Source organism: Achromobacter piechaudii NBRC 102461 (genome assembly GCF_001571245.1).
Taxonomy (GTDB): Bacteria; Pseudomonadota; Gammaproteobacteria; order Burkholderiales; family Burkholderiaceae_B; genus Achromobacter; species Achromobacter piechaudii.
Map to the genome: position 1 here is coordinate 194,587 of NZ_BCTK01000006.1, position 24,046 is coordinate 218,632.

20 protein-coding genes are annotated in these 24,046 nt (G+C 65.7%); 9 read left to right on the plus strand and 11 right to left on the minus strand.

Annotated features, from left to right (window positions below; translation table 11 throughout):
• The first annotated feature begins 103 nt into the window (after positions 1-103).
• The 5 genes from API01S_RS13085 to API01S_RS13105 all read left to right on the plus strand — a co-directional run bounded on the left by API01S_RS13085 (position 104) and on the right by API01S_RS13105 (position 5,584).
• Positions 104-1,120 carry an amino acid ABC transporter substrate-binding protein gene (locus API01S_RS13085; protein WP_039882403.1) on the plus strand — a complete coding sequence of 339 codons (1,017 nt, stop codon included), beginning with the start codon at positions 104-106 and terminating at the stop codon, positions 1,118-1,120.
• A gap of 129 nt (positions 1,121-1,249) precedes the next feature.
• Entirely contained in the window at positions 1,250-2,440 is a 1,191-nt protein-coding gene (locus tag API01S_RS13090) for an amino acid ABC transporter permease (RefSeq protein ID WP_050728587.1), read from the plus strand.
• A gap of 1 nt (position 2,441) precedes the next feature.
• Positions 2,442-3,542: an amino acid ABC transporter permease gene (locus API01S_RS13095; RefSeq protein WP_006216009.1), complete on the plus strand. Its 1,101-nt coding sequence runs from the start codon at positions 2,442-2,444 to the stop codon at positions 3,540-3,542.
• A 60-nt stretch (positions 3,543-3,602) separates the two neighbouring features.
• A complete protein-coding gene (locus tag API01S_RS13100; RefSeq protein ID WP_006216008.1) occupies positions 3,603-4,343 on the plus strand; it encodes an amino acid ABC transporter ATP-binding protein in 741 nt (246 codons plus the stop codon).
• Between the two features lie 224 nt (positions 4,344-4,567).
• Positions 4,568-5,584 (plus strand): Bug family tripartite tricarboxylate transporter substrate binding protein, encoded by a 1,017-nt coding sequence (locus API01S_RS13105; protein WP_050728588.1) that lies wholly within the window; start codon positions 4,568-4,570, stop codon positions 5,582-5,584.
• A gap of 49 nt (positions 5,585-5,633) precedes the next feature.
• Here API01S_RS13105 and API01S_RS13110 read toward each other — a convergent pair whose 3' ends face one another.
• The 8 genes from API01S_RS13110 to gtdA all read right to left on the minus strand — a co-directional run bounded on the left by API01S_RS13110 (position 5,634) and on the right by gtdA (position 13,433).
• Positions 5,634-6,809, minus strand: a complete 1,176-nt coding sequence (locus tag API01S_RS13110; RefSeq protein WP_061304720.1) for an ABC transporter substrate-binding protein — start codon at positions 6,807-6,809, stop codon at positions 5,634-5,636.
• Between the two features lie 23 nt (positions 6,810-6,832).
• Positions 6,833-8,068 carry a 3-hydroxybenzoate 6-monooxygenase gene (locus tag API01S_RS13115; protein WP_061304722.1) on the minus strand — a complete coding sequence of 412 codons (1,236 nt, stop codon included), beginning with the start codon at positions 8,066-8,068 and terminating at the stop codon, positions 6,833-6,835.
• Positions 8,065-9,417, minus strand: a complete 1,353-nt coding sequence (locus API01S_RS13120; RefSeq protein WP_050728591.1) for an FAD-dependent oxidoreductase — start codon at positions 9,415-9,417, stop codon at positions 8,065-8,067. Before API01S_RS13120 ends, API01S_RS13115 begins: the two co-directional genes overlap by 4 nt.
• A gap of 46 nt (positions 9,418-9,463) precedes the next feature.
• Positions 9,464-10,462, minus strand: a complete 999-nt coding sequence (locus API01S_RS13125; protein ID WP_061304724.1) for a Bug family tripartite tricarboxylate transporter substrate binding protein — start codon at positions 10,460-10,462, stop codon at positions 9,464-9,466.
• Complete coding sequence (locus tag API01S_RS13130) at positions 10,455-10,850, minus strand: chorismate mutase (protein WP_061304726.1); 396 nt, start codon at positions 10,848-10,850, stop codon at positions 10,455-10,457. The genes API01S_RS13125 and API01S_RS13130 overlap by 8 nt, the downstream gene beginning before the upstream one ends.
• On the minus strand, positions 10,847-11,485 hold the full coding sequence (gene maiA / locus API01S_RS13135) for a maleylacetoacetate isomerase (RefSeq protein ID WP_061304728.1): 639 nt from the start codon (positions 11,483-11,485) through the stop codon (positions 10,847-10,849). Before maiA ends, API01S_RS13130 begins: the two co-directional genes overlap by 4 nt.
• Before the next feature lie 12 nt (positions 11,486-11,497).
• Positions 11,498-12,196 carry a fumarylacetoacetate hydrolase family protein gene (locus API01S_RS13140; RefSeq protein ID WP_050728595.1) on the minus strand — a complete coding sequence of 233 codons (699 nt, stop codon included), beginning with the start codon at positions 12,194-12,196 and terminating at the stop codon, positions 11,498-11,500.
• A gap of 172 nt (positions 12,197-12,368) precedes the next feature.
• Complete coding sequence (gene gtdA / locus API01S_RS13145) at positions 12,369-13,433, minus strand: gentisate 1,2-dioxygenase (RefSeq protein WP_006215999.1); 1,065 nt, start codon at positions 13,431-13,433, stop codon at positions 12,369-12,371.
• A 182-nt stretch (positions 13,434-13,615) separates the two neighbouring features.
• Here gtdA and API01S_RS13150 point away from each other — a divergent pair, with 182 nt between their 5' ends.
• Both API01S_RS13150 and API01S_RS13155 read left to right on the plus strand, forming a co-directional pair.
• Positions 13,616-14,551, plus strand: coding sequence for a LysR family transcriptional regulator (locus tag API01S_RS13150; RefSeq protein WP_050728596.1), 936 nt, complete (start codon positions 13,616-13,618; stop codon positions 14,549-14,551).
• On the plus strand, positions 14,551-15,093 hold the full coding sequence (locus tag API01S_RS13155) for a hypothetical protein (protein WP_050728597.1): 543 nt from the start codon (positions 14,551-14,553) through the stop codon (positions 15,091-15,093). The genes API01S_RS13150 and API01S_RS13155 overlap by 1 nt, the downstream gene beginning before the upstream one ends.
• Before the next feature lie 119 nt (positions 15,094-15,212).
• On the opposite strand, the gene API01S_RS13160 is transcribed toward API01S_RS13155, so the two are convergent.
• The 3 genes from API01S_RS13160 to API01S_RS13170 all read right to left on the minus strand — a co-directional run bounded on the left by API01S_RS13160 (position 15,213) and on the right by API01S_RS13170 (position 21,198).
• Positions 15,213-16,691, minus strand: coding sequence for an efflux transporter outer membrane subunit (locus API01S_RS13160; RefSeq protein WP_006215996.1), 1,479 nt, complete (start codon positions 16,689-16,691; stop codon positions 15,213-15,215).
• Positions 16,692-16,759: 68 nt separating this feature from the next.
• A complete protein-coding gene (locus API01S_RS13165) occupies positions 16,760-19,975 on the minus strand; it encodes an efflux RND transporter permease subunit (protein WP_050728598.1) in 3,216 nt (1,071 codons plus the stop codon).
• A 26-nt stretch (positions 19,976-20,001) separates the two neighbouring features.
• Positions 20,002-21,198: an efflux RND transporter periplasmic adaptor subunit gene (locus tag API01S_RS13170; RefSeq protein WP_082305989.1), complete on the minus strand. Its 1,197-nt coding sequence runs from the start codon at positions 21,196-21,198 to the stop codon at positions 20,002-20,004.
• A gap of 388 nt (positions 21,199-21,586) precedes the next feature.
• Between API01S_RS13170 and API01S_RS13175 the strand changes: the two genes are divergently transcribed.
• Positions 21,587-22,669: a LysR family transcriptional regulator gene (locus API01S_RS13175; protein WP_050728599.1), complete on the plus strand. Its 1,083-nt coding sequence runs from the start codon at positions 21,587-21,589 to the stop codon at positions 22,667-22,669.
• Positions 22,670-22,819: 150 nt separating this feature from the next.
• Entirely contained in the window at positions 22,820-23,944 is a 1,125-nt protein-coding gene (locus API01S_RS13180; protein WP_006215991.1) for an AI-2E family transporter, read from the plus strand.
• Positions 23,945-24,046: the final 102 nt, after the last annotated feature.

Genomic DNA, 24,046 nt, shown 5'->3' on the forward strand with positions numbered 1-24,046 from the left:
AATTCCCGGATGTGCCGGCCGCTGCGTGGACGCTACCATCCGCCCCATGCGTCGGCCCAACCCGGTCGAAGCAAGGCTCGATTTGTCCCACACGGAGATCACGATGAAAGTACTGAAACTCGCTGCAATTGGCGCGGCACTCTTTGCCGCATCCACGGCTGCCAATGCGGGCGCGACCTTCGATAACGTTAAGAAAAAAGGGTTTGTCCAATGCGGGGTTTCAACGGGCATTCCGGGTTTCTCGATTGCTGACAGCAAGGGCGAATACAAGGGCATCGACGTGGACATGTGCCGCGCCATCGCCTCGACCATGTTCGGCGACGCCACCAAGGTCAAGTTCACGCCCCTGAATACCCAGCAACGTTTCACCGCGCTGCAATCCGGTGAAGTCGACGTGCTGACCCGCAACACCACCGTGACGCTGACGCGCGACACGACCCTGGGCCTGATCGGCGTGGGCGTGAACTACTACGACTCGCAAGGCGTCATGGTCTCCAAGGACCTGAACGTCAAGAGCGCCAAGGAACTGAACGGCGCCACGATCTGCGTGCAGCCGGGCACCACCACCGAACTGAACCTGGCTGACTGGTTCCGCGGCCAGAAGATCGAATTCAAGCCGGTCGTGATCGACAAGTACGACGAAATCATCCGCGCCTTCTCGGCCGGCCGCTGCGACGCCTTCACGACCGACAAGTCGCAACTGGCATCGACCCGCACCACGCTCGAGAATCCGGACAAGTTCGTCATCCTGCCGGAAGACTTCTCCAAGGAACCGCTGGGCCCCATGGTCCGCCAGGGCGACGAGCAATGGTTCAACGTGGTCCGCTGGTCGCTGAACGCCATGCTGGAAGCCGAGGAATACGGCATCACCAAGGCGAACGTCGATGAAATGACCAAGAGCTCCAACCCCAACATCCAGCGCATCCTCGGCGTGACGCCGGGCATGGGCAAGAACCTGGGCGTGGACGACAAGTGGGCCTACAACATCATCAAGAACGTGGGCAACTACGGTGAAAGCTTCGAAGCCACGCTCGGCAAGGGCAGCGCGATGAAGCTGGAACGCGGTTTGAACGCGTCGTACAAGCAAGGCGGTTTGATGTACGGCTGGCCGGTGCGCTAAGACACGGCTGCCTGGCAAAACGGAGCCCGGTGCTCCGTTTTGCCTAGCCCGCCTCCGAGCGGGCGGCAGGAGTGGGGGGCGTGGCCTTGCCGGCGTTGCCACCCGGTGTACGACTTCTGTAGATTCATCATGACGACTTCCAATAAGAACGCCCCAATTTCGGCTCCTCGCCGGCGGCTGAACTGGAACGATCCCGGGGTGCGCTCCGTGGTCTACCAAGTGCTTGCCCTGGCCGCGGTAGCCTGGGCCGTGTGGTTCCTGGTTTCCAACACGCTACACAACCTGTCCGTGCGCAACATCGCCACGGGCTTCGGTTTTCTAAGCCGTGAAGCCGGATTCGCGATCGGTGAAACACCCATCGCCTACAGCCCTGCCAATGATTACGGCCGCGCCATTCTGGTCGGCTTGCTCAACACGCTACGCGTTGCCGTCATCGGCATCGTGCTGGCTACCATCCTCGGTACCCTGATCGGTATCGGCCGCTTGTCCAAGAACTGGCTCGTCGCCAAGATCACCTCGGTCTATGTCGAAGTGATGCGCAACGTGCCGCTCCTGCTGCAATTGTTCTTCTGGTACGCGCTGATCACGGAAAACATGCCGGGTCCGCGCCAGGCGCACAACCCATTGCCCGGCGTGTTCATTTCCAACCGTGGCTTGAAGGTGCCCGGGCTGGAAGGCAATTCGCTGGACTGGATGCTGGCGGGCCTGGGCCTTGCCATCGTCGCGATCATCTACCTGGGCCATTACGGCAAGAAGCGCCACGAAGCGACTGGCCACATGTTCCCGCTGGGACGCTGGGCCATCGCCCTGTTGATCGGCCTGCCGTTCGTCGGCTGGCTCGTCAGCGGCGCGTCGCTGACGCTGGACATGCCGGAACTCAAAGGCTTCAACTTCTCGGGTGGCTTGACGCTGTCGCCGGAATTCGCCGCGTTGCTGGCGGGTCTGGTGATCTACACCTCGGCGTTCATTGCCGAAGTGGTGCGCTCGGGCATCCAGGCCGTCAACAACGGCCAATGGGAAGCCGCGGGTTCGCTGGGTCTGCCGCGCGGCAAGGTATTGCGCCTGGTGATCCTGCCGCAAGCCTTGCGCGTGATCATCCCGCCGATGACCAGCCAATACCTGAACCTGACCAAGAACAGCTCGCTGGCGGTGGCCATCGGCTATCCGGACATCGTCTCGGTCGTGAACACCACGCTGAACCAGACCGGTCAGGCCATCGAGGGCATTCTCATCATCATGGGCGCGTACCTGACGGTCAGCCTCTCGATCTCGATATTCATGAACTGGTACAACAAGCGCATCGCGCTGGTGGAGCGTTGAGATGAGCAGCACTACGCATACTCCCACCGACGCCATGCCGCCGCCCAGCACTCACGTGGGCGCGTGGCCCTGGCTCAAGGCGCGTCTGTTCTCGTCGCCGCTGAACATCCTCATCACGGTACTGCTTGCGTGGTTCCTGTTGATGGCGGTGCCGGCGCTGCTGGAATGGGCGTTTTTCAAGGCTGACTTCAACGCAGCCAACGCCCAGGAATGCCGGGCCTCCGGTGGCGCCTGCTGGGCGTTCATCATCGAGAAGCACCGGCTGATCCTGTTCGGCACCTATCCGTTCGACGAGCAATGGCGTCCGCTTATCGCCACCATCATCCTGGTGGGCGTGATCATTTGCAGCGGCATCCGCTACTTCTGGAACTGGAAGCTGGCCGCGATCTGGACCGTGGGCCTGACGGCCGTGGCCCTGCTGATGTGGGGCGGCGTGTTCGGCCTGACCTACGTGGAAAACGCGCGCTGGGGCGGCCTGCCGCTGACGCTGATCCTGTCCACGTTCGGCATCGCCTTCGCGTTTCCCATCGGCGTGCTGCTGGCGCTGGGCCGGCGCTCGAAGATGCCGGCCATCAAGGCGCTGTGCGTCGTCTACATCGAGCTGATCCGTGGCGTGCCGCTGATCAGCCTGCTGTTCATGTCGTCGGTGATGCTGCCCTTGTTCCTGCCGGAAGGCTTTTCCATCGACAAGCTCTTGCGCGCGCAGATCGCCATCATCCTGTTCGCCGCGGCCTACATCGCGGAAACGGTGCGCGGCGGCTTGCAGGCGATCCCGAAGGGGCAGTACGAAGGTGCGGATTCGCTGGGCCTGAACTACTGGCAGCAGATGCGCAAGATCATCCTGCCGCAGGCGCTCAAGATCGTGATTCCGCCGCTGGTCAGCATTTTCATTGCGTTGTTCAAGGACACCTCGCTGGTCGTCATCATCGGCATTTTCGATCTGACGCTGGCCGCCAAGGCAGCCTTGTCCGATGCGGCATGGCGCGGATTCGGCGTAGAGGCGTACCTGTTCATCTCGGCGATCTACTTCGTGTTCTGCTTTTCCATGTCCAAGTACAGTCAGGCGCTTGAAAAACGTCTTGCGACTGATCACAAACGCTAGCCACTGCCGCGCGCCCGCCTGCCGGTGGGCGCGCACAGCGATATTTACGGGAGTACAGGCATGTCGGATGCCATTATTCGTTTGCAGGACGTGAACAAGTGGTACGGGCAGTTCCACGTGTTGCGCAACATCAATCTGGACGTGGCGCCGGGTGAGCGCATCGTGGTGTGCGGCCCGTCGGGGTCGGGCAAGTCCACGATGATCCGCTGCATCAACCGTCTGGAAGAGCACCAGAAAGGCCACATCATCGTGGACGGCACGGAGCTGACCAACGACCTCAAGCACATCGAAACGATCCGCAAGGACGTGGGCATGGTGTTTCAGCACTTCAATCTTTTCCCGCATCTGACGGTGCTGGAAAACCTGACGCTCGGACCCATGTGGGTGCTTAAGAAGCCGCGCGCGGAAGCGGAAGCCACGGCCATGAAGTATCTGGAGCGCGTGCGTATCCCGGATCAGGCCAAGAAATTCCCCGGTCAGCTGTCCGGTGGCCAGCAGCAGCGCGTGGCGATCGCGCGTTCGCTCTGCATGAGCCCCAAAATCATGCTGTTCGATGAGCCGACCTCGGCGCTGGATCCGGAAATGGTGAAGGAAGTGCTGGACGTCATGGTGACGCTGGCGCAGGAAAGCGGCATGACGATGATCTGCGTGACCCACGAAATGGGCTTCGCGCGCAAGGTCGCCAACCGCGTCATCTTCATGGATCGCGGCGAGATCATTGAACAGAACACGCCCGACGAGTTCTTCGACAATCCGCAAAACGAACGCACGCAGCTCTTCCTGAGCCAGATCCTGCACTGATCGCGCCAAGCCCGTTCTGCACACGCCCCGACCGCTGGATCCGATCCGGCCGTCGGGGCGTTTTTCATGCAGCCGTGCCCGGCAATGCCCTGCGCAAATCGCCACCGCGCGCAGCCAAAGCCGCAATAACCCGCGTCATGGTCCTGGTATCCCTTTGTTACCCCCACCGGCTCCCTGCGGTATGCTACTGACCGCCATCGATCTGGATTGAGGAGAACAACACCATGACGAACACCCCCCGCAGCGCGGTCCGCCGTGCCCTGTTGCAAGGCGCGGTCGCGCTTGCCGCGACCCTGCCTTTCGGCGCACCGGCGCTGGCTCAGGCCACCGATTTCCCGACCAAGCCGATCCGCTTCGTCGTGCCTTACCCGCCTGGCGGCCCGCTGGACACCATGGCCCGCATGCTGGCCGAGAAGGTGCGCGGCTCGCTTGGCCAAGCCGTGATCGTGGAAAACCGTTCGGGCGCGGGCGGCAACATCGGCGCGGACCTGGTGGCCAAGGCCCCGGCCGACGGCTACACGCTGGTGATGGGCGCTGTCGCCACGCACGCGATCAACCCCTGGCTGTTCGCCAACCTGCCGTATGACCCGGTCAAGGATTTCGCCCCGGTCACGATCGTGGCGTCGGTGCCGAACGTGCTGGTGATGAACGTTGAATTCGCCGACAAGAACAACATCAAGACGCTGGCCGACCTGATCGACTACGCCAAGAAGAATCCGGGCAAGCTGAACTACGGTTCGGGCGGCAACGGCAGCGCCGGCCATCTGTCGGGCGAACTGCTCAAGGCGCGCGCCGGCATCAACGTTGAACACATTCCGTACCAGGGCGCGGCGCCCGCGCAGCTGGCGCTGCTGTCGGGCCAGTCGGACTTCATGTTCGACAACCTGGCGGCCTCTGCCCCGCTGATCAAGGACGGCAAGGTGCGCGCGCTGGCCGTCACCACCGCCAAGCGCTCGACCTTGCTGGCCGACGTGCCCACGGTCGAGGAATCGGGCGTCAAGGGCTTTGACCTGGGTACGTGGTTCGGCGTGTTCACGACCGGCGGCACGCCGGCTCCCGTGGTGGCCAAGCTGAACAAGGCCTATGCCGACGCGATGCAGCAGCCGGATGTGAAGCAGCGCCTGTTGACGATGGGTTCGGAAGCCGCGCCCATGACGCCGGAAGCGTTCGCCGACTTCGTCAAGAGCGAAAAGGCCAAGTACCAGGAGATCGTCAAGATCTCCGGCGCCAGCCTGAACTAAGGCTCGCAGGTTAAAGGCGATGGGCGCGGCGACGCGCCCATCGCCTTTTTCACATCTTGCAGTCCGCCGCGTGCACGTCCGTGTGATCGCGCGCCAGCACCTTCATGTTTTTATAGACCAGCTTGCCGTCCGCACCCGGCTCGATGTGCAGCAGATACCAATCCTGCACCGGATGCTGATTGGGGCCGAATTTGAACTTGCCCCGCACGCTGGGAAAATCCGCCTGGCGCAAGGCACGGCGAAACTCATCCGCGCGCCCGGTGACGTCGCCGCCCACGGCCTTGAGCGCCGAGCCGATCAGGTTGGCGGTGTCGTAGGCCTGGGCCGCATACGCGGTGGGCGGGCGGTTGTAGGCCTTGGTGAACGCGGCGACGAAATGCTTGTTCTGCGCGTTGTCCAGATCGGCGCTCCATAGCGAACTCAGATAAAAGCCCTTGCTGGCCGTGCCGGTGGCGGCCAGCATGCGATCGTCCATGGAATAGATCGGCGTGATCATCTTGATCTTGTCCGACAGCCCCGAGTTGGCGAACTGCTTGGTCAGGTTGATGCCCGCGCCGCCCGGATGGAACTGGAAGATGGCTTCCGGATTCAGCGCGCGGATGCGGGCCAGCTCCACCGAGAAATCGGACTGGTCCAGCTTGGTATAGATTTCTTCGGCGATCTCGCCCTTGTAGGCGCGCTTGAAGCCGGCGACGGCGTCGCGCCCCGCCTGGTAGTTGGGCGCCATGACCACGACGCGCTTGACCCCGAGTTCGTTGGCCGCGATGCCGGCGGTGTCGGCATACGAGTCGTTCTGGAACGCGACGGCGAAGTAGTTCGGGTTGCAGGCCTTGCCCGCGTAGTTGGACGGCCCGGCATTCAGGCTCACGTAAAAGCCCCCGGCGTTCAGCACGGTGGGGCCAACCGCCGCCATTACGTTCGAAAAGTTCACGCCCGTGAACAGGCGCACGCCATCCTGCACCATCTTGTCGGCGATCTGCTTGGCGTTGGCGGGCTTGAGCGCATCGTCTTCCACTCGCACATTGACGGGCACGCCGCCCAGCTTGCCGTCGCCTTCCTTGACGGCCAGCATGAAGGCGTCGCGCTCGTCCTCGCCGATGTAGCCGGCCGGCGTGGACAGCGTGCCGATGAAGCCGATGTCCAGCGGTTTGCCCTGCGCGCCGACGGCAGCCGCCGTCAGCGTCAACGCAATCGCGGCGGCGCCGCGTAAGGTGATGCGGGTCATGGTTGTCTCCTCTTGTGCTCTTGTTATGTCGGCGCGAGGCAGTGTTCCACCTTCCAGCCGTACAGCCACTGCAACGCGTCATAGAACTGGGACTGGCTGCGGCCCGTCCACAGCATGTTGCGCACGGTGCGTTCAACGCCGCGCGCGTGATAGAGCCTGCCCATTTCGCGCGTGGACCACACCACGCGCGCGCTGCGCGGAATGCGCACGGATTCGTACAGGCGGAACGCCGCGTCCAGATCATCGCCGCATTGGCTGACCGCCATGCCCAGCGTGACCGCATCTTCCAGCGCCATGCACGCGCCCTGCGCCATGTACTGCGTCATCGGATGCGCGGCATCGCCCAGCAGGGTGACGCGGCCCTGGCCCCAATGGTCGACGGGCTCGCGGTCGGCGGTGGCCCAGCGCTTCCATGAAGTGGGGCGGTCCAGCATCTGGTGCGGGCGCGGATGGATGCCTTCGAAGTACGACAGCACCTCGTCCTTGCTGCCCTCGCGCACGCCCCATTCTTCCGCTTCGCGGCTATGGAAGGTGACGACCAGGTTGTATTGCTGCCCGCCGCGCAAGGGGTAGTGGACCAGATGGCAATGCGGCCCCGCCCACAGCACCGGCGCATTGATGCGCAATTCGTCGGGCATGTTCTCGCGTTCGACGACGGCGCGATAGACGACGTGGCCCGTCACGCGCACCGGGTCGCCCACGGTCTGCGCGCGGATCACCGACTTCACGCCGTCCGCGCCCACCAAGGCGTCGGCGCGGTAGCGGTTGCCGTTCGTGTCCACCACTTCCACGCCCTGCGCGTCCTGCGACATGGACGCGATCTGGGTCGATGTGCGAAAGCGGATCAGCGGATTTTTCTGCACGGCTTCCAGGATGGACAAGTGGATGTCGGCGCGGTGGATCACCGCATACGGCCCGCCAAAGCGCGCGCGGAACGCCTCGCCCGTGTCGATGCGCACGACCTCCTGCGCGTCCACCGCATCCATCATGATGATGTGGTCGGTAAAGACCGCGCGCGCCCGCGCCGTCTGGCCCACGCCCAGCGCGTCCAGCGCCGCGAAGGCGTTGGGACCCAACTGAATGCCCGCGCCGATTTCGCCGATGTGGGCGGCCTGTTCCAACAGCTGCACGGCGATGCCTTGCCGGGTCAGCGCCAGCGCGGCCGCCAGCCCGCCGATGCCGCCGCCCACGACGATCACGCTGCGCGTGCGGTTGCCTGGGCCGGAAGATGCGTTCGTGTCGATTCCCATGCCGTTCATTCCTGGCCACCCAGGAAGACGCCCTGGCGTTTCAATTGCGCTTGCAGGGCCGCGACCGGCACGTCGCCCGGCGCGATGCCGGCGCGCAGCGCCATCGCGGCGGCCGTGCCCGCCGCTTCGCCCATGACGAAGCAGCTGCCGCTGACGCGGGCGGCCGATTGGCCTTCGTGCGTCATCGACGCGCAGCGGCCGGCCACCAGCACGTTGTTGGCCACGCCCGCTCCGCGCCGGGGCACCATCATGCGAAACGGCAGCTGGTTGTAGCCGCGCGATTCCGGTATGGGTGGCCACACCCATTTCACGTCGCCCGCCGTGTGCATCTCCAGAGGCCAGCCGTTCACGCCGATGCTGTCTTCGAAGTCGGCGCAGCCCAGCACGTGTTCCTGCGTCAGCACCGCTTCGCCCACGATGCGGCGCGTTTCGCGGATGCCCAGTTGCGGCGCGATGTCCAGCACGTAGGCCTGTTCGAAGCCCGGCACCTTGGCGCGCAGGAAGGCCAGGTACTGCATGATCTGGCGGCGGCCTTCCAGCTCGCCGGCCGATAGCGACGCCGCGTCGGTGCCATCGGCCGCGCTGCCGTCGGCATTGGCCAGCTGCGTGACGTTGACGCGCCATTCATAGTCGTGCTTTTGCGGGCGCACGATGGCGCCGCGCCGGGGGAACGTGAACTCGCCGCTGGCGGCGGCCTCGTCCATCAGCAACGGGATGGTCTTCCAGGCCTCCTGGGCGCGTGCGCCATCGACGTTGCCCACCTTGAACATCAGCGTGGGATAGAGCATGTGGCCGTGGTCGTCGCCTTTCTCGAAGGGCAGGCCGCCCCATTGCGCGATGTCGGCGTCGCCTGAGCAGTCGATGAAGACCTTGGCGCGCACCGCGCATCGGCCCGACTTGGTTTCCAGGAACAGGACGTCCACGCGCCCCTGCTCGTCACGCGCCAGCCCGGTGGCCAGGGCGTGGAACAAGACCTGCGCGCCGCTGTCCTGCACCATGCCGTCGGCTGCGCATTTGAAGGCGGAGATGTCATAGGCCTGCGCGTGGATCTTGCCCAGGATCAGGTGCGGATCGTTCAGACCGTCCATCGCGCGCATGCGGTCCAGCAGTTCGTCGGTCATGCCGTGCACCACCTGGCGGATGTCGCCGTGGATGTTGGCGTGCAGCCCGCAGAAGTTGGACACGCCGGCGGCGGTGCCCATGCCGCCCAGGAAGCCGTAGCGTTCCACCAGCAGCACGCGTGCCCCGTTGCGGGCGGCGCTGGCGGCGGCCAGCACGCCAGCGGGGCCGCCGCCCAGCACTACGACATCGAATTCGCCGGTAAGCGGGACCTGGCGGGCGGGTTCGGTAATGACCATCGAAAATCTCCTGGCTTGTCTTGCACTTGCGGCGTTGTCTTGCGGCTTACTGGCCCTTGATGCCCAGCTTCTTGATGATTGGTTCCCAGCGGCGCAGCTCTTCATCCATATAGGCGCGGAATTCGGCGGGCGTGCTGCCCACGGGGTCCATGAATTGCGCTTGCAGCCGCTTGGTCACCTCGGGGTCGCGGATGGCTTGGATCAGCGCATCCGACAGCTTTTTCTGGATCTCGACCGGCACCTTGGACGACACCACGAAACCGATCCACGCCGACCCTTCGATGCCCGGCACGCCCACTTCGGCCAGCGTGGGAATGTCCGGCAGCAGGGCCGAACGCTTGGACGAGGTCACGGCCAGCGCTTTGAGGCGTCCGTCCTTGACCATCGGCATGACGGCAATGGGCGGCAGCGCGGCGAACTGCGTGTCGCCCGACAGCAGCGAGGTCAGCGCGGCGGGCGAAGACGGGTAGGGCACGTGCGTGGCGCGCGCGCCGATCTGCGCAAGCAGCAATTCGACGGCCAGATGCGAGACCGTGCCCGCGCCGGGCGACGGGAAGTTGTACTTGTCCGGATTCTTCTTCAAGGCCTCCAGCAACTGGCCGACGTTGGCGATGCCGGCCGAGGCGGGCACCACCAGCACGTTGGGTTGATGCACAGCCAGCGTCAGCGGCGACAGGTCGGTCGCGGGCGCATAGGGCAGCTTGTCGAACAGCAAGGTGTTGTTCACCAGCGGGCCGGTGATGGATACGCCGAACGTGTAGCCGTCGGGCTTGGCGTTGGCGATGGCGAAGGTGCCGATGTTGCCGCTGGCGCCGGGCTTGTTTTCGATGACGATGCTTTGCCCGAGGATGGCGCTGGCCTTTTCGCCGACGATGCGCGCGACCTGGTCGGGGCTGGAGCCCGGGCCGAAGGGTACGATGGCCTTGAGCGGTTGGGCTGGCCAGGCATCGGCGGCTTGTGCGGCGGTCAGCGGCGCAGCGGCCGCCAGACTCAGCAGGCCCAGGGCCAGGGTATGCGCCAGGCGCTTGGGCAAGGACTCAGTCATGCGTGTCTCCCACGTTTTTCATGGTGTTGAAATAGGTTTGCTCGTTGGCGATGAAGGCCGCGACCATCGCGCGATAGGTCGTGTCCACCACCTGCTCCAGATTGTCGAAGCCCCGGTTGTGGCGCGTGGCCAGCGCGCGCGCCTTGTCGAACACCTGGGCCTGGCGCGCGGGTGCGCTGACCTGGAAGGCGTCGCGCTTGAAGCGCGCGGCATCCTTCACGTACATCGCGCGCTCGGCGATCAGCCGGACGATCTCGTCGTCCAGGCGGTCGATGTTGGCGCGCACCTCGGCCAGATCGGCGCACAGCGGCTGATAGGCCGGGTCGGTGTATTCGCGCAGCGGTGCGCCGTGGGTGTCGGGTTCTTGCATGGGCGTGGGGTTCGTCATGGCAGGTAGTCGGGTTGGCGCGACGGGGCGGCCGCCTGGAACGCCGGTTGCGCGTTGCAGTGTTCATGGATGCGCAGGATGCGCGGATACGCCGACAGGTCGCAGCCCATGCGCTGCGCATTGGCCACTTGCGGCACCAGGCAGCAATCGGCCAGCGTGGGCGCATCGCCAAAGCAGTAGTCGCCGTGGCCATGGCGCGTCAGCAACTCCTCGACCGCGCCCAGGCCTTCCTTGATCCAGTGGTGGTACCACGCGTTTTTCTGCGCGTCGCTGGCGCCCAGCACCTCTTGCAGATAACGCAGGATCCGCATGTTGTTCACGGGATGGATGTCGCAGGAGATGGCGTCCGACAGTTCCAGCACGCGGGCGCGCGCGCGGGTTTCGGTCGGAATCAGGCGCGGCGTGGGATGCGTGGCGTCCAGGTAGTCGATGATGGCCAGCGACTGCGACAGATGGAAGTCGCCATCGATCAGCAGCGGCACGCCGGCCGAAGGATTCTTGGCCACGTATTCCGGCGCGCGCTGTTCCTGGCGCCGCAGGTTCACGGGCAGGGTCTGGACGCTGACGCCCTTGAGCGCCAGCGCGATGCGCACGCGATAGGACGTCGAGCTGTTGAAAAAGCTATGCAGTTGCATGAAGGTTCCTCGTCAAGCCATCTGGACGCGCAGCGTGCCCAGCCCATCCACGCCGCCGACCATGGTGTCGCCGCGCACGACGGGGCCCACGCCTTCCGGCGTGCCCGTGTAGATCAGGTCGCCCGGTTCCAAGCGGAAGTAGCGCGACAGGTACGAAATGGTTTCGGCGACTGACCAGATCAGCTTGCCGATATCGCTGCGCTGCTTGTCCGCGCCGTTGACCTGTAGCCAGATGCCGGCCTGTTCGATGTCCTGGACCGATTCGGCGGGATGCAGCGGGCCGATGGGCGCGCTTTGGTCGAAGGCCTTGCCCAGTTCCCAGGGCCGGCCGGCTTCGCGCATCTTCATTTGCAGATCCCGGCGCGTCATGTCCAGGCCCACGGCGTAACCCCACACGTGTTGCAGCGCGTCGTCCACGGCGATGCGCTCGCCGCCCTTGCCGATAGCCGCGACCAGTTCGATTTCGTAATGCAGGTTGGCGGTCTCGGGCGGGTAGGGCAACGACAGCGTCTGGCCGTCGGCCACGGGCACCACGGCGTCGGCAGGCTTGCAGAAGAAGAACGGCGGTTCGCGGTCGGGATCGAAGCCCATCTCGCGCGCGTGGGCGGCGTAGTTGCGGCCGACGCAATAGACGCGGCGCACCGGAAACGTATCCTGGCTGCCGGCCACGGGCACGGCGACAGGGGCGGAGGGAACAAACACGTAAGACATGGATCACCCTTGAATGCGGTGGGGAAAGCGGGGAAGAAAAATAAGGCGAGCGGGGGCAGGGCGGGCGGTTTGGGTCGCGTTGAACGTGTTTCGCAGCTTGCTGCGCGCGGATCACATCGTCCGACTCAAGCAGCCCGAATCCCGCCACCCACCTTGCACCGCACCGCGTGCTTCAGCCGATGCGCTCTTCGCGCCAGACGCCCAGCGCGTCCTGCACGGGGCGGTCGGAATAGCTGAAGAGGGTGGCGTCGTCCAGCGCGGCCAATTGCACCGGCAGCCACGATGGCGCGACGAACACGTCGCGCGGGCCGAAGTGAAATTCCTCGTCGCCGATGCGCGCAATGCCGCGTCCCTGCACCACGCTGTACACGGTGGAGTCGGTGCTGCGATACGGTTTGCCCTGGAAGCCGGCCGGCAGCAGCTGCATGAAGGTGGCCATCGTCGGCATGGGGTAGCCGCCCGTGGCCGGGTTCACGTAACGCAGCTTCACGCCATCCCAGGGATCGAGTTCGCCATGCCGGTATAGCTCGTCCAGCGCTTCGCGGCTGCGCTCGTAGGGGTAGCTGAAGATGGGCGAGGTGCCGCTGGTCGCGCGATGCCGCACGGGCGCCATGTTGTGGCCGAAGCGCGCCATGCTGTCGCCTTCGGGGCGCGTGACCGGCTGTGCGGCTTGCGGATAGTTTTCGGCAAAGCCCGCGTCAAGGAAGCGCAGCAACGGAATGTCCAGGCCATCCAGCCAGACGACGGGCTCGCCGCCTTCGACCGTGTCGGCGTTGCCGTGGTCGTGCCACGTCCAGGACGGCGTGATGATGAAGTCGCCCGGGTGCATGGTGGTGCGTTCGCCGTTGACGGCGGTGTAGGCGCCGCGACCTTCAACGATGAAGCGCAGCGCCGACTGCGTGTGGCGGTGGCTGGGAGCGATCTCGCCGGGCAGAATCAATTGCAGGCCTGCGTACAGGCTCTGCGTGATGCTGGCCTGGCCGGGCAGCCCGGGATTTTCCAGGATCAGCACGCGCCGCACGGCTTCTTCGGCGGTGATGAGCGAGCCGGACGCCATGACGTCCTCGCGCACATCGTCGTACTTCCAGAGGGCGGGAATGCAGCGCGGCGTCGGTTGGCGCGGCACCAGGTTGTGCAGGGATTCCCACAGCGGCGCCATGTGCTTCTTGGCGATGCGCGCGTAATACGCGCTGCGGTCGGCGCTGCGGTCCGTCCCGGGGGTGTGGCCGTCGGGCATGTTTGTCTCCGGTATGTCCGGCTGATGCCGGCTTCTACAGGTGGCCGCCGCGTGGTTCGCGGCTGGTCCAGATTCGAAGACGATTATGCGTAAGCAGCTATGTGTTTTGAAATGAAATTATCTTATTATCCATACCAATAACGATATACATACGAGACAAACCCCCTCCAAAAAGGGCCTGCATGGACTGGACCCACCGCCTGCGGCTGCGCAACCTGAAGATGTTGTTGAGCCTGGCGCAGACCCGCAACATCAGCCATTCGGCGGCCATGTTGAACACGACGCAGCCCGGGCTGTCGAAGTGGCTCAAAGACCTGGAAGACGATATCGGCCTGCCGCTGTTCGAGCGCCACGCGCGCGGGCTGCGCCCGACGCCGCATGGCGACGTGCTGATCGCGCACGCGCAGCGGCTGGAAGCGCAACTGGACCGCGCGGGCGCCGACATGGCCGCGCTGCGCGAAGGCGGCGGTGGACGCGTGGTGATCGGCGCATCGGGCGCGTCGGCCTCCGACACCGTGCCGCTGGCCGTGATGAAGCTGCTTGAGCGCATGCCGCAAGCACGCGTGAAGCTGGTGGAAGGCACGACCGACCGGCTGCTGGCGCAACTGGCGCAAGGCGACCTGGACATCGTGGTGGGACGCTCCGCGCCCGAGCACCACGACCCCGCCATCCGCTTCGAAGCCCTGTACCTGGAGCCCATCCATCTGGTGGCGCGCCCGCGCCATCCCCTCTTCGCCATCGAGCAACCGACCTGGCCGGACCTGCTGTCCTATCGCTGGATCCTCTGGCCCAAGGGCACGCCTATCCGCAATGCCGTGGACGCCGCGCTGGCGGCCGCTGGCCAGGCGCCGCCCGCCGATCACGTGGAGTCCAATTCGGTCACGATCAACCTGACGCTCATCAACAACAGCGACATGATCAGCGTGGCTTCGCATCGCGCGGCGTTGCGGTTTTCGCAGATGCGCGCGATGCGCATCATTCCCGTGCGCCTGTCCGGCTTCGGCTCGGTGGCGATGTATTGGCGCGAAGACGCCTTTCGTCCCCTGGCCGTGCAAGAGGCGATGGCGGCGCTGCGCAACACGGTGGCCGAACACGCGCCGGGCGTGACGAGGCTCTGATGACATCGACCGGCGCGGGGCTGGAAGCGTTGATCGCGCAGTGCCGCAAGGTGGAAGCGGCGCTGGCCGGCTCCGGCGATCCGGCGGCATCAACAGCCATGCATCGCTTCGTCGCGGAAATGGACGCGCGTAGCGCGCCGCCCGGCATGTGGTCGCCGCTGGTGCTGGCCGTGCTGGTGATGACGGCCGGCCTGGGCGTGGGTATTGAAGTCTTGAGCCTGCTGCTCTTGCCCGTGGGTCCGGCGTTGGCGGCGTTCGCGCTGGTGGCGGTGTGCGCGGGAACGGCGCTGGCGCTGGCGATCGGCGTGGTGATGGTGATGGCCGGCCGCTGCGCCGGCCTGGTGCTGACCAAGTGGCTGGTGCTGACGCTGATCGCCATCGGCGCGCTGGGCGTCATCGCCTGGACCCAGGGCGACGTACGCGCGGTGGGGCCTGTGGTGGCGCTGCTGGGTGGACTGGGCGCGTGGCTGCTGGTGAACAGCGCCCCGTTCTATGTGTTCGCGGGCTATCGGGTGGCGTTGCGCGTAGCCCAACGTAAATAAGCCGTCACGGGCGTGGAGCGCCGTGACGGCTTGGGGGAGCATGCGCGACCGCTAGCGGGCGATCGGCAGAGCGCGGCCTGCCTTGCGCGGCATGACAGTGCACCGCGACCCCTCGCGTATCAGCGCGCGGCGACCGTGTCCTGCGGCACCGGGTTGCCCCAGCCGCCGCCAATCGCGCGGATCAGTTCCACCGCCGAACGCGCCTGCTCGCCGCTCAGTTGCACGGCGACGCGTTGTTGCAGCAGCACGCTGCGGTCCGCTTCGATCACGTCCAGATAGCTGATGGAGCCTTCGCGGTACTGCGTGTGCGACAGCTTGGCGGCGCGCGCCGAGGCGTCGACGGCGGCGTCCTGCGCCTTGGTCTGATCGGCCAGGATGCGCAGATTGGCCAGGTTGTCTTCAACCTCGCGGAACGCATTCAGCACGGTCTGGCGATAGACGGCCACGTCTTCTTCGTAGACGGCGCGCGCGCGGTCCAGGCCGGCCTGGCGGCGGCCGCCGTCAAAGATCGGCATCGACAGCGCGGCGCCCACCAGCGGACCCAGCAGGAACGTGCGGCTGGACCACTGGAACAGGTTGCCCAGGTCGGACGACTCATAGCCAAAGGCGCCGGTGATGTCCAGGCGCGGGAAGAACGCGGACTTGGCCGCGCCCACGCGCGCATTGGCGGCGGCCATGGCGCGTTCGGCGGCGGCGATGTCGGGACGGCGTTCCAGCAAGGTGGAAGGCAGGCCGGCGGGAATCGACAGCGCGACCTTTTCGATGGGCAGCGGCGGCATCGTGAAGTCCGACGGCGCGCGGCCCAGCAACACCGCCAGCGCGTGCTCGGCGGCGGCGCGGCGGCGGTCGATGCCCAGCGCTTCCGATTGCGCGGACGCCAGTTCGGCCTTGGCGCGCGCCAGGTCCAGTTCGCTGATGTCGCCCGCATCGTAGCGGCGTTGGATCAGTTGCAGCGTGTCGGTGCGCAGCTTGACCGTCTGGCGGTACAGCTGCGATTCGGCATCCTGTTCGCGCACCAGGAAGTACGTGGTGGCCACGTCGGCCTGCAAGGCCAGCAGCACCGAGCGGTACAGCGCCTCGCTTTGCTGGGCGTCGGCGGTGGCGGCATCGGCGGTGGATGCGACGCGACCGAACAGATCGGCCTCATACGACACCGCGCCTTGCGCGCGCCAGGTCGTCACCGGGCTGGTCGAGGTGCCATCGGGCAAGCCTTGCGACACGGCCGACGGGCGCTGGCGGTTGGGGCCGAAGGCCGCGTCCAGCGTCGGGAAGAACCCGGCGCGCGCTTCGCGCTGCAAGGCGCGCGATTGCGCCAGGCGGGCGGCGGCGGCCTGAAGATTCTGGTTGGCCTGCTGCGCCTCTTCCTGCAACTGGTTCAGGCCTTCGTCGCCGAAGATCTTCCACCAGGCGCCGCGCAACGCGTCTTCCGACGGTTCGGCAGGCTTCCAGGTGCCGGCTTCGGAGGCCGGCAAGGCGGCTTCCTTGAAAGCCGCCGGCGCGGCGGCGGACGGTTTTTCGTAGGTGGGGCCCACCGCGCAGCCGGCCAGCACGAGCAGGACGGCAAGCAGGGCGGAACCGCGGGTCAGTCTTTGGATCATGATGAATTCTCTTTGTCGCGCGCCCCGCCTGCTTGGGCGGGACGCGCTGGCTTCTCGTCTGTCTGCGCTTACGCGTGGGGCTGCGTGGCGGGCGGCGCGTTCGTGTCGATGTGCGGCACGCACTCCGGCGCTTCATGCGGCGCGGCCGAGTGCAGCGGCTTGCCGCCCAGCGTACGCAGCAACACATAGAACACCGGCGTCAGGAACAGGCCGAACAAGGTCACGCCCAACATCCCGAAGAACACCGCGACCCCCATGGCATGGCGCATTTCCGAACCGGCGCCCGAGGACAGCACCAGCGGCACCACACCCATGATGAACGCGATGGACGTCATCAGGATCGGACGCAGACGCAAGCGGCTGGCTTCGATGGCGGCTTGCAGCGGCGTGCGGCCGTTCATCTCAAGCTCGCGGGCGAATTCGACGATCAGGATCGCGTTCTTCGCGGACAGCCCCACCAGCACCATCAAGCCGATCTGCGTGAAGATGTTGTTGTCGTTGCCCGTCAGGTACACGCCCGTCAGCGCGGCCAGGATGCTCATCGGCACGATCAGGATCACGGCCAGCGGCAGCGTCAGGCTTTCATACAGCGCGGCCAGCACCAGGAACACCAGCAGCACGCTGATGGGGAATACCCACAAGCCGGCATTGCCCGCCAGGATCTGCTGATACGTCAGGTCGGTCCATTCGAACTTCACGCCACGCGGCAGCGTCTCAGCAGCGACGCGTTCGGCGGCGGCCTGCGCCTGATCGGACGAATAGCCGGGGGCCGGGCCGCCGTTGATGTCGGCGGCGGTGTAGCCGTTGTAGCGCACCACCATTTCCGGGCCGAAGGTCTGGTTCACCGTCACCAGCGAGGACAGCGGCACCATGTCGCCCGCAGCATTGCGGGTCTTCAGTTGCAGGATGTCGTCGGCGTGCGCGCGGAACTGCGCGTCGGCTTGCGCCCGCACCTGGAAGACGCGGCCGAAACGGTTGAAGTCGTTCACGTACATCGAGCCCAGGTAGATCTGCATCGTGTCGAACACTTCGGTCACCGGCACGCCCAACTGCTTGGCCTTGACGCGGTCCAGGTCCACGTCCAGCTGCGGCACGTTGATTTCATAGCTGGAGAACGCGGGGCCCAGCTCCGGCGTTTGGCGCGCCTTTTCCAGGAAGGCCTGCTTGGCTTTGTCCAGCTCGGCATAACCGAGCGCGGCGCGGTCTTCCAGTTGCAGCTTGAAGCCGCCCAGCGTGCCCAGGCCCATCACGGGCGGAGGCGGGAACACGGCGATGAACGAGTCCTGAATGGCAGCGAACTTCTGGTTCAGCGACGCCGCGATGGCGTTGCCCGACAGCTCGGCGCTCTTGCGTTCGCCAAAGGGCTTGAGCGTGACGAACACGATGCCGGCGCTGGAGCTGTTGGTGAAACCGTTGATCGACAGGCCGGGGAACGCGATGGCCGACTGCACGCCCGGTTCCTTCAGGGCGATGTCGCTCATGCGGCGGATCACGGCTTCCGTGCGGTCCAGCGACGCGCCGTTAGGCAGTTGCGTGAAACCGATCAGGTACTGCTTGTCCTGCGCCGGCACGAAGCCGCCGGGCACCAGGTACGACACGCCGATGGTCGCGGCGACCAGCAGGGCGTACACGCCCATCGCGCCCGCCTTGCGGCGGATCACGCCGGACACGCCCGTGCCGTAGGACTCGGAGGCGCGGCCGAACATGTTGTTGAACCAGTTGAAGAAGCGGCCGAACACGCGGTTCATGCCTCGGGTCAGCCAGTCCGGCTTGTCGTGATGGCTCTTGAGCAGCAGGGCCGACAGCGCGGGCGACAGGGTCAGCGAGTTGAATGCCGAGATCACCGTCGAGATCGCGATGGTCATGGCGAACTGCTTGTAGAACTGTCCGGTCAGGCCGGTCATGAAGGCCAGCGGCACGAACACGGCGCACAGCGTCAGCGCGATGGCGATGATGGGGCCGCTGACTTCGCGCATGGCGCGGTAGGTCGCATCGCGTGGACTCAAGCCCGCCGCGATGTTGCGTTCTACGTTTTCAACCACCACGATCGCATCGTCCACCACGATCCCGATGGCCAGCACCATCCCGAACAGCGACAGCGCGTTGATGGAATAGCCGAACACCAGCAGCAGCGCGAACGTGCCCACGATGGAGACCGGCACGGCCAGCAGCGGAATGATCGAAGCGCGCCACGTTTGCAGGAACAGGATCACCACCAGCACGACCAGCGCGATGGCTTCCAGCAGGGTATGCACCACGGCTTCGATACTGGAACGCACGAATTGCGTGGGGTCGTACTCGATGCGGTATTCCACGCCCGGCGGGAAGTCCTGCGCCAGCTCGGCCATGGCGGCGCGCACCTTGGAGGACACATCCAGCGCGTTGGCGCCCGGCGATTGCATGATGCCCATGCCCACCGCCTGCTTGTTGTCCAGCAGCGAGCGCAGGCCATATTCCTGCGCGTCCAGTTCCACGCGCGCCACGTCGGACAGATGCGTCACGGCGCCATCGGGCGAGGTCTTCAGGATGATGTCGCGGAATTCCTCTTCGCTTTGCAGGCGGCCGCGCGCATTCACGTTCAGCTGCAAGGGCACGTCGCCTTGCGTGGGCGACGCACCGATCACGCCGGCTGCAACCTGCACGTTCTGTTCGCGGATGGCGGCGACGACTTCGGACGCGGTCATGCCGCGCTGCGCGACCTTCTGCGGGTCTAGCCAGACGCGCATCGAGTAGTTGCCCGAGCCCCACACCGTCACTTCGCCCACGCCGGTAATGCGCGCCAGGCGGTCCTTGACGTTCAGGATCGCGTAGTTGCGCAGGTAGGTGATGTCGTAGCGGTCATTGGGCGAAATCAGGTGCACCACCAGCGTCAGCGTCGGCGAGCTCTTGGCGGTAGTCACGCCCAGGCGCTGCACGTCGGGCGGCAGGCGCGGCAACGCTTGCGACACGCGGTTCTGCACCAACTGCTGCGCCTTGTCCGGGTCCACGCCCAGCTTGAAGTTGACCGTCAGCGTCAGGTTGCCGTCGCTGTTGGCCTGCGACTGCATGTACAGCATGTCTTCGACGCCGTTGATGGATTCTTCCAGCGGCGACGCGACGGTCTCGGCGATGACCTTGGGGTTGGCGCCCGGATACTGCGCGCGCACCACCACCGACGGCGGCACGACTTCCGGGTATTCGGAAATGGGCAACTGGAACATGGCCAACAGGCCGGCCAGCAGCACCAGGATGGACAGCACGCCGGCGAAGATCGGGCGGTCGATGAAGAACTTTGAGATATTCATGAGCGTTCTCTGTAGACGCGCGGGCCTTACTTGACCTGGGCCGCGGCGGTCTGCACCGGTGCGCGCTGGGCGGCGACCATGGGCACGACGGTGGGGGATACGGCGTCGCCGGGGCGGATGCGTTGCAGGCCGTTGACGACGATGCGTTCGCCGGCGGACAGGCCCGAATCAACGACGCGCAGGCCTTCCTGGTTGGCGCCCAGCTTGACCTGGCGGTAGACGGCGTGGTTCTTGTCATCCAGCACCAGCACGTAGCGCTTGTCCTGGTCGGTGCCGATGGCTTTTTCGTCGATCAGCACGGCCGAGCGCGGGTCGCTGCCGCCCAGCCGGACGCGGGCGTACAGGCCGGGCAGGAGCGAGCCGTCGGCGTTGTCGAATTCGGCGCGCACGCGGATCGTGCCCGACGTGGCGTCCAGCCGGTTGTCCACCGACTGCACGACGCCGGTGCGCGAATAACCTTCCTCGTTGGCCAGGCCGAGTTCGACCGGCACCGAACCTGCACGGCCGTTGCGGGCGGGGTTCACGTACTTCAGGAACGTTTGTTCGTCCACGTCGAACGATGCGTACATCTTCGACACCGACACCAGCGTGGTCAGCGGCACCGAGGCGGCGCCGGCTGCCACCACGTTGCCCACGGTGACCTCGGCGCGCGAGACGCGGCCGGTCACCGGGGCTTCGATACGCGTGTAGCCGAGGTTCAGCTTGGCGTAGTCCAGCGCGGCCTGCGCGCCTTGCAGGTTGGCGGCGGCTTCGCGCGAGGCGTTCTGCTTTTCCTCGAAGTCGCGGCGGGCGATGGCGTTGTCGGCCAGCAGGCGCTGGCCGCGAGCCAGTTCGGTCGCGGTGTACGAGGCGCGGGCCTTGGCGGCCGTCAGCGCGGCGGCGGCGCGGTCGACCTCGGCGGCGTAGGGGCGCGGGTCGATGGTGAAGAGCACATCGCCCTTCTTGACGATGCTGCCGTCCTGGAAGTGCACCTGGGTCAGCGTGCCCGAGACCAGCGGGCGGATGTCGACGCGGTCAATCGCTTCCAGCCGGCCGGAGTAGCGCTGCCAGTCCACGATGGTCTTGTTGATGACTTCGGCCACTTCGACGGGCGGCGCGGAGGGCGCGCCCTGGGCGACGGCGACGTTGCCGCCCGCGCGGCCGTGGGTCAGGGCGTAGCCGCCTCCGGCTGCCAGGATGGCGGCAAATACAACGAGCATAGCGATACGTTTACGCGAAACCATGATGTTTCCTTGAGTGATGTAGGTGCGATCGGCGCGCTTGCTCGGAGCCCGGGGCGGGGGCGGCTGCGGCGGTCCTGGCATGGCAGTCCTTAGCGTCCGTTCGCGTATATGCTTATGCTGCGATGCAACATCGAACAGAGTTGCGGATCCGAGTCAGAGGGCCGGGGGCAAGGCGGGCTCTGCGGGGACGGAAGCTGAGGGTTGACATGCCCTGTCGGGTCGCCGGGAGGCAAGGGCACTTCAAGATGGTTCGCATTCTGAGTGTTTTGTGGGGCCGGATAAACATCTCTAATCCGGCAACACTGTTCGACAGATCTGACTAATCAGCGCCCAAATCGGGTTATGCTCCGTTCACCCCGACTTATTTGCCAAAAAGGACACCGTCGCCATGGACCGTTTTCAGGCTATGCAGGTGTTTGTGCGCGTCGTGGACGCCAACAGCTTCACGCGGGCGGCCGACAGCCTCTCGCTACCGCGCACCACCGTCACCACCATCATCCAGAACCTCGAACGCCTGCTGGGCGTGCGACTGCTGAACCGCACCACGCGCCGTATCGGCCTGACGCCGGACGGCGCGGGCTATTACCAGCATTGCGTGCGCATCCTGGCCGACGTCGAAGAAACCGAGGCCTGTTTCCAGGAAGCGGCGCTGCGCCTGAAGGGCCGGCTGCGCATCGACGTGCCGACCTGCATCGGCCGTTTGATCCTGATCCCCTCATTGTGTGATTTCCACGACAAATACCCCGATGTCGAGCTGGTGCTGGGTTTGGGCGACCGGCCGGTGGATATGGTGCAAGAGGCGGTCGACTGCGTGATCCGCGGGGGCGAGCTGGAAGATTCCAGCCTGGTTGCCCGCCGCATCGGCACCTTGCAGACCGTCACCTGCGCCTCGCCCACCTACATCGCGCGCCACGGCATGCCGCAAACGATCGAAGCGCTGCGCGATCACCACGCCGTGCATTACTTCATGAGCCGCACGGGCCGCAACTGCCCGTGGGACTTCAAGGTGGACGGCAAGCATCAGGAAGTGGACATGAAGGGCACGGTGGCGGTGAACGAAGCCGGCGCCTATCTGGATTGCGGGCTGAAGGGCTTTGGACTGATCCAGGTGGCCCGCTACATGGCGCTGCCCCATCTGCAATCGGGCGAACTGATCGAGATCCTGCCGCAGTGGAAACCCAGTTCCACGCCGATTTCGGTGCTGTACCCGCAAAGCCGCCAGCTTTCGCCCAAGGTGCGCGCGTTTACCGATTGGGTGGCGGAATTGTTTGCCGGCTGCCCGCTCTTGAGCGGTCGCGACGAAACTGACCCGGCCGCGGCCAGCTGCGGCGTCTACCAACGCCAGTTGGGCATGCCCAGCGCCATGACGCTGGGCGCGCCCGCCGCGCAGCCGCAGGCTGAACCGGTGCTGGCGCAGACGCCGCCGCGCCGTCGCAGCGCCCGCGAAGAGGCTGCCGAGTACGCCTTGTAAGCGGCAGGCGTGGCGCGCCCGGTGCGCGCCACGCCGCAACACCACGGGAAACCCCGTAGTAAATACAGGGCTTGCGTCCCTCGTATATCTTGAAACGTCTGTATAGTCCGACAGTCAAAGCCTACAACGCCCTTACTGTCGACCCGTGCTATGCAGCCTGTACTACCCGCTTATTTGATCGCCCGCTGGCTGCTTCTGCTTGTGCTGTTGGCTGGGGTGTACTTCCTCAGCGGCTTCCTCGTCCCCGCGCTTGCGGCCCTGATCATCGGGTTGGCCAGCTGGCCGTTGTATCAACGCCTGGTGGTCCGCTGCGGCGGCCGCACTGCCGTCGCCGCCTCGCTGGCGTTGCTGATGGTCATTGTGGTGCTGATCGTGCCGATGTCGTTGGCGCTGTCCTACGCCATCAAGGAAGCCAGCACCTTCTTCGCCTGGGCCATCGCGGCCAACCGCCACGGCGTGGCCGTGCCCAACTGGATCACCTCGATGCCCGTCGTGGGCGAACGGCTGGGCCAGTACTGGGAATCCTATATCGGCGAGCCGCACGCGCTGGGCGCGCTGGTCGAAGCCGTCAGCGGCGAACACCTGGGCAATATCTACCGCATGGTGCTGGCGGCCACGGGCAACGTGTTCCAGCTTCTGCTGACCGTGCTGTTCATGCTGATCACGCTGTTCTTCGTCTACAAGGACGGCATCCGCATGGTGGCGCAGCTGGATGTGCTGGGCGAACGCATCCTGCCGGCCCGCTGGCAGCGCTTCTCGCGCGTGGTGCCGGCCACCATCAATTCCACCGTCACCGGCATGGGCCTGATCGCGCTGGGCGAGGGTCTGGTGCTGGGCGTGGCGTACTGGGTGGCGGGCGTGCCTTCGCCGGTGCTGCTGGGCGTGGTGACGGGTTTCATGGCGCTGATACCGGGCGGCGCGCCCTTGTCCTTCACGCTGGTGTCCCTGTATCTGGTCGGCTCGGGCCATGTGGTCGCGGGCATCGCGCTGATGGTCTGGGGCAGCGTTGAACTCTTCATCGTCGACAAGACCCTGCGGCCGCGCCTGGTGGGCGGGCCCGTCAAGCTGCCTTTCCTGCCGACGTTCTTCGGCCTGGTGGGCGGTGTAAAGACGATGGGTCTGGTTGGCCTGTTCGTCGGTCCGGTGCTGATGGCGCTGCTGGTAGCCGTGTGGCGCGAATGGGTGCATCACGAAGTCCAGGAACGCGACGCCGAACGCTCGCACCCGCCCGCGCCGCCGTTGCCGCCACGCGTGGAAAAAACGCCCATCGCCTGACGCATGCGCGGGCCGCTTTGGTAATCTAGCCATCCCCGCGTTTACCGGCGCCTGACCGGTACGCGCCTGCCCCGCCCGCAGACGCTTCGCAACCGCCGCGGG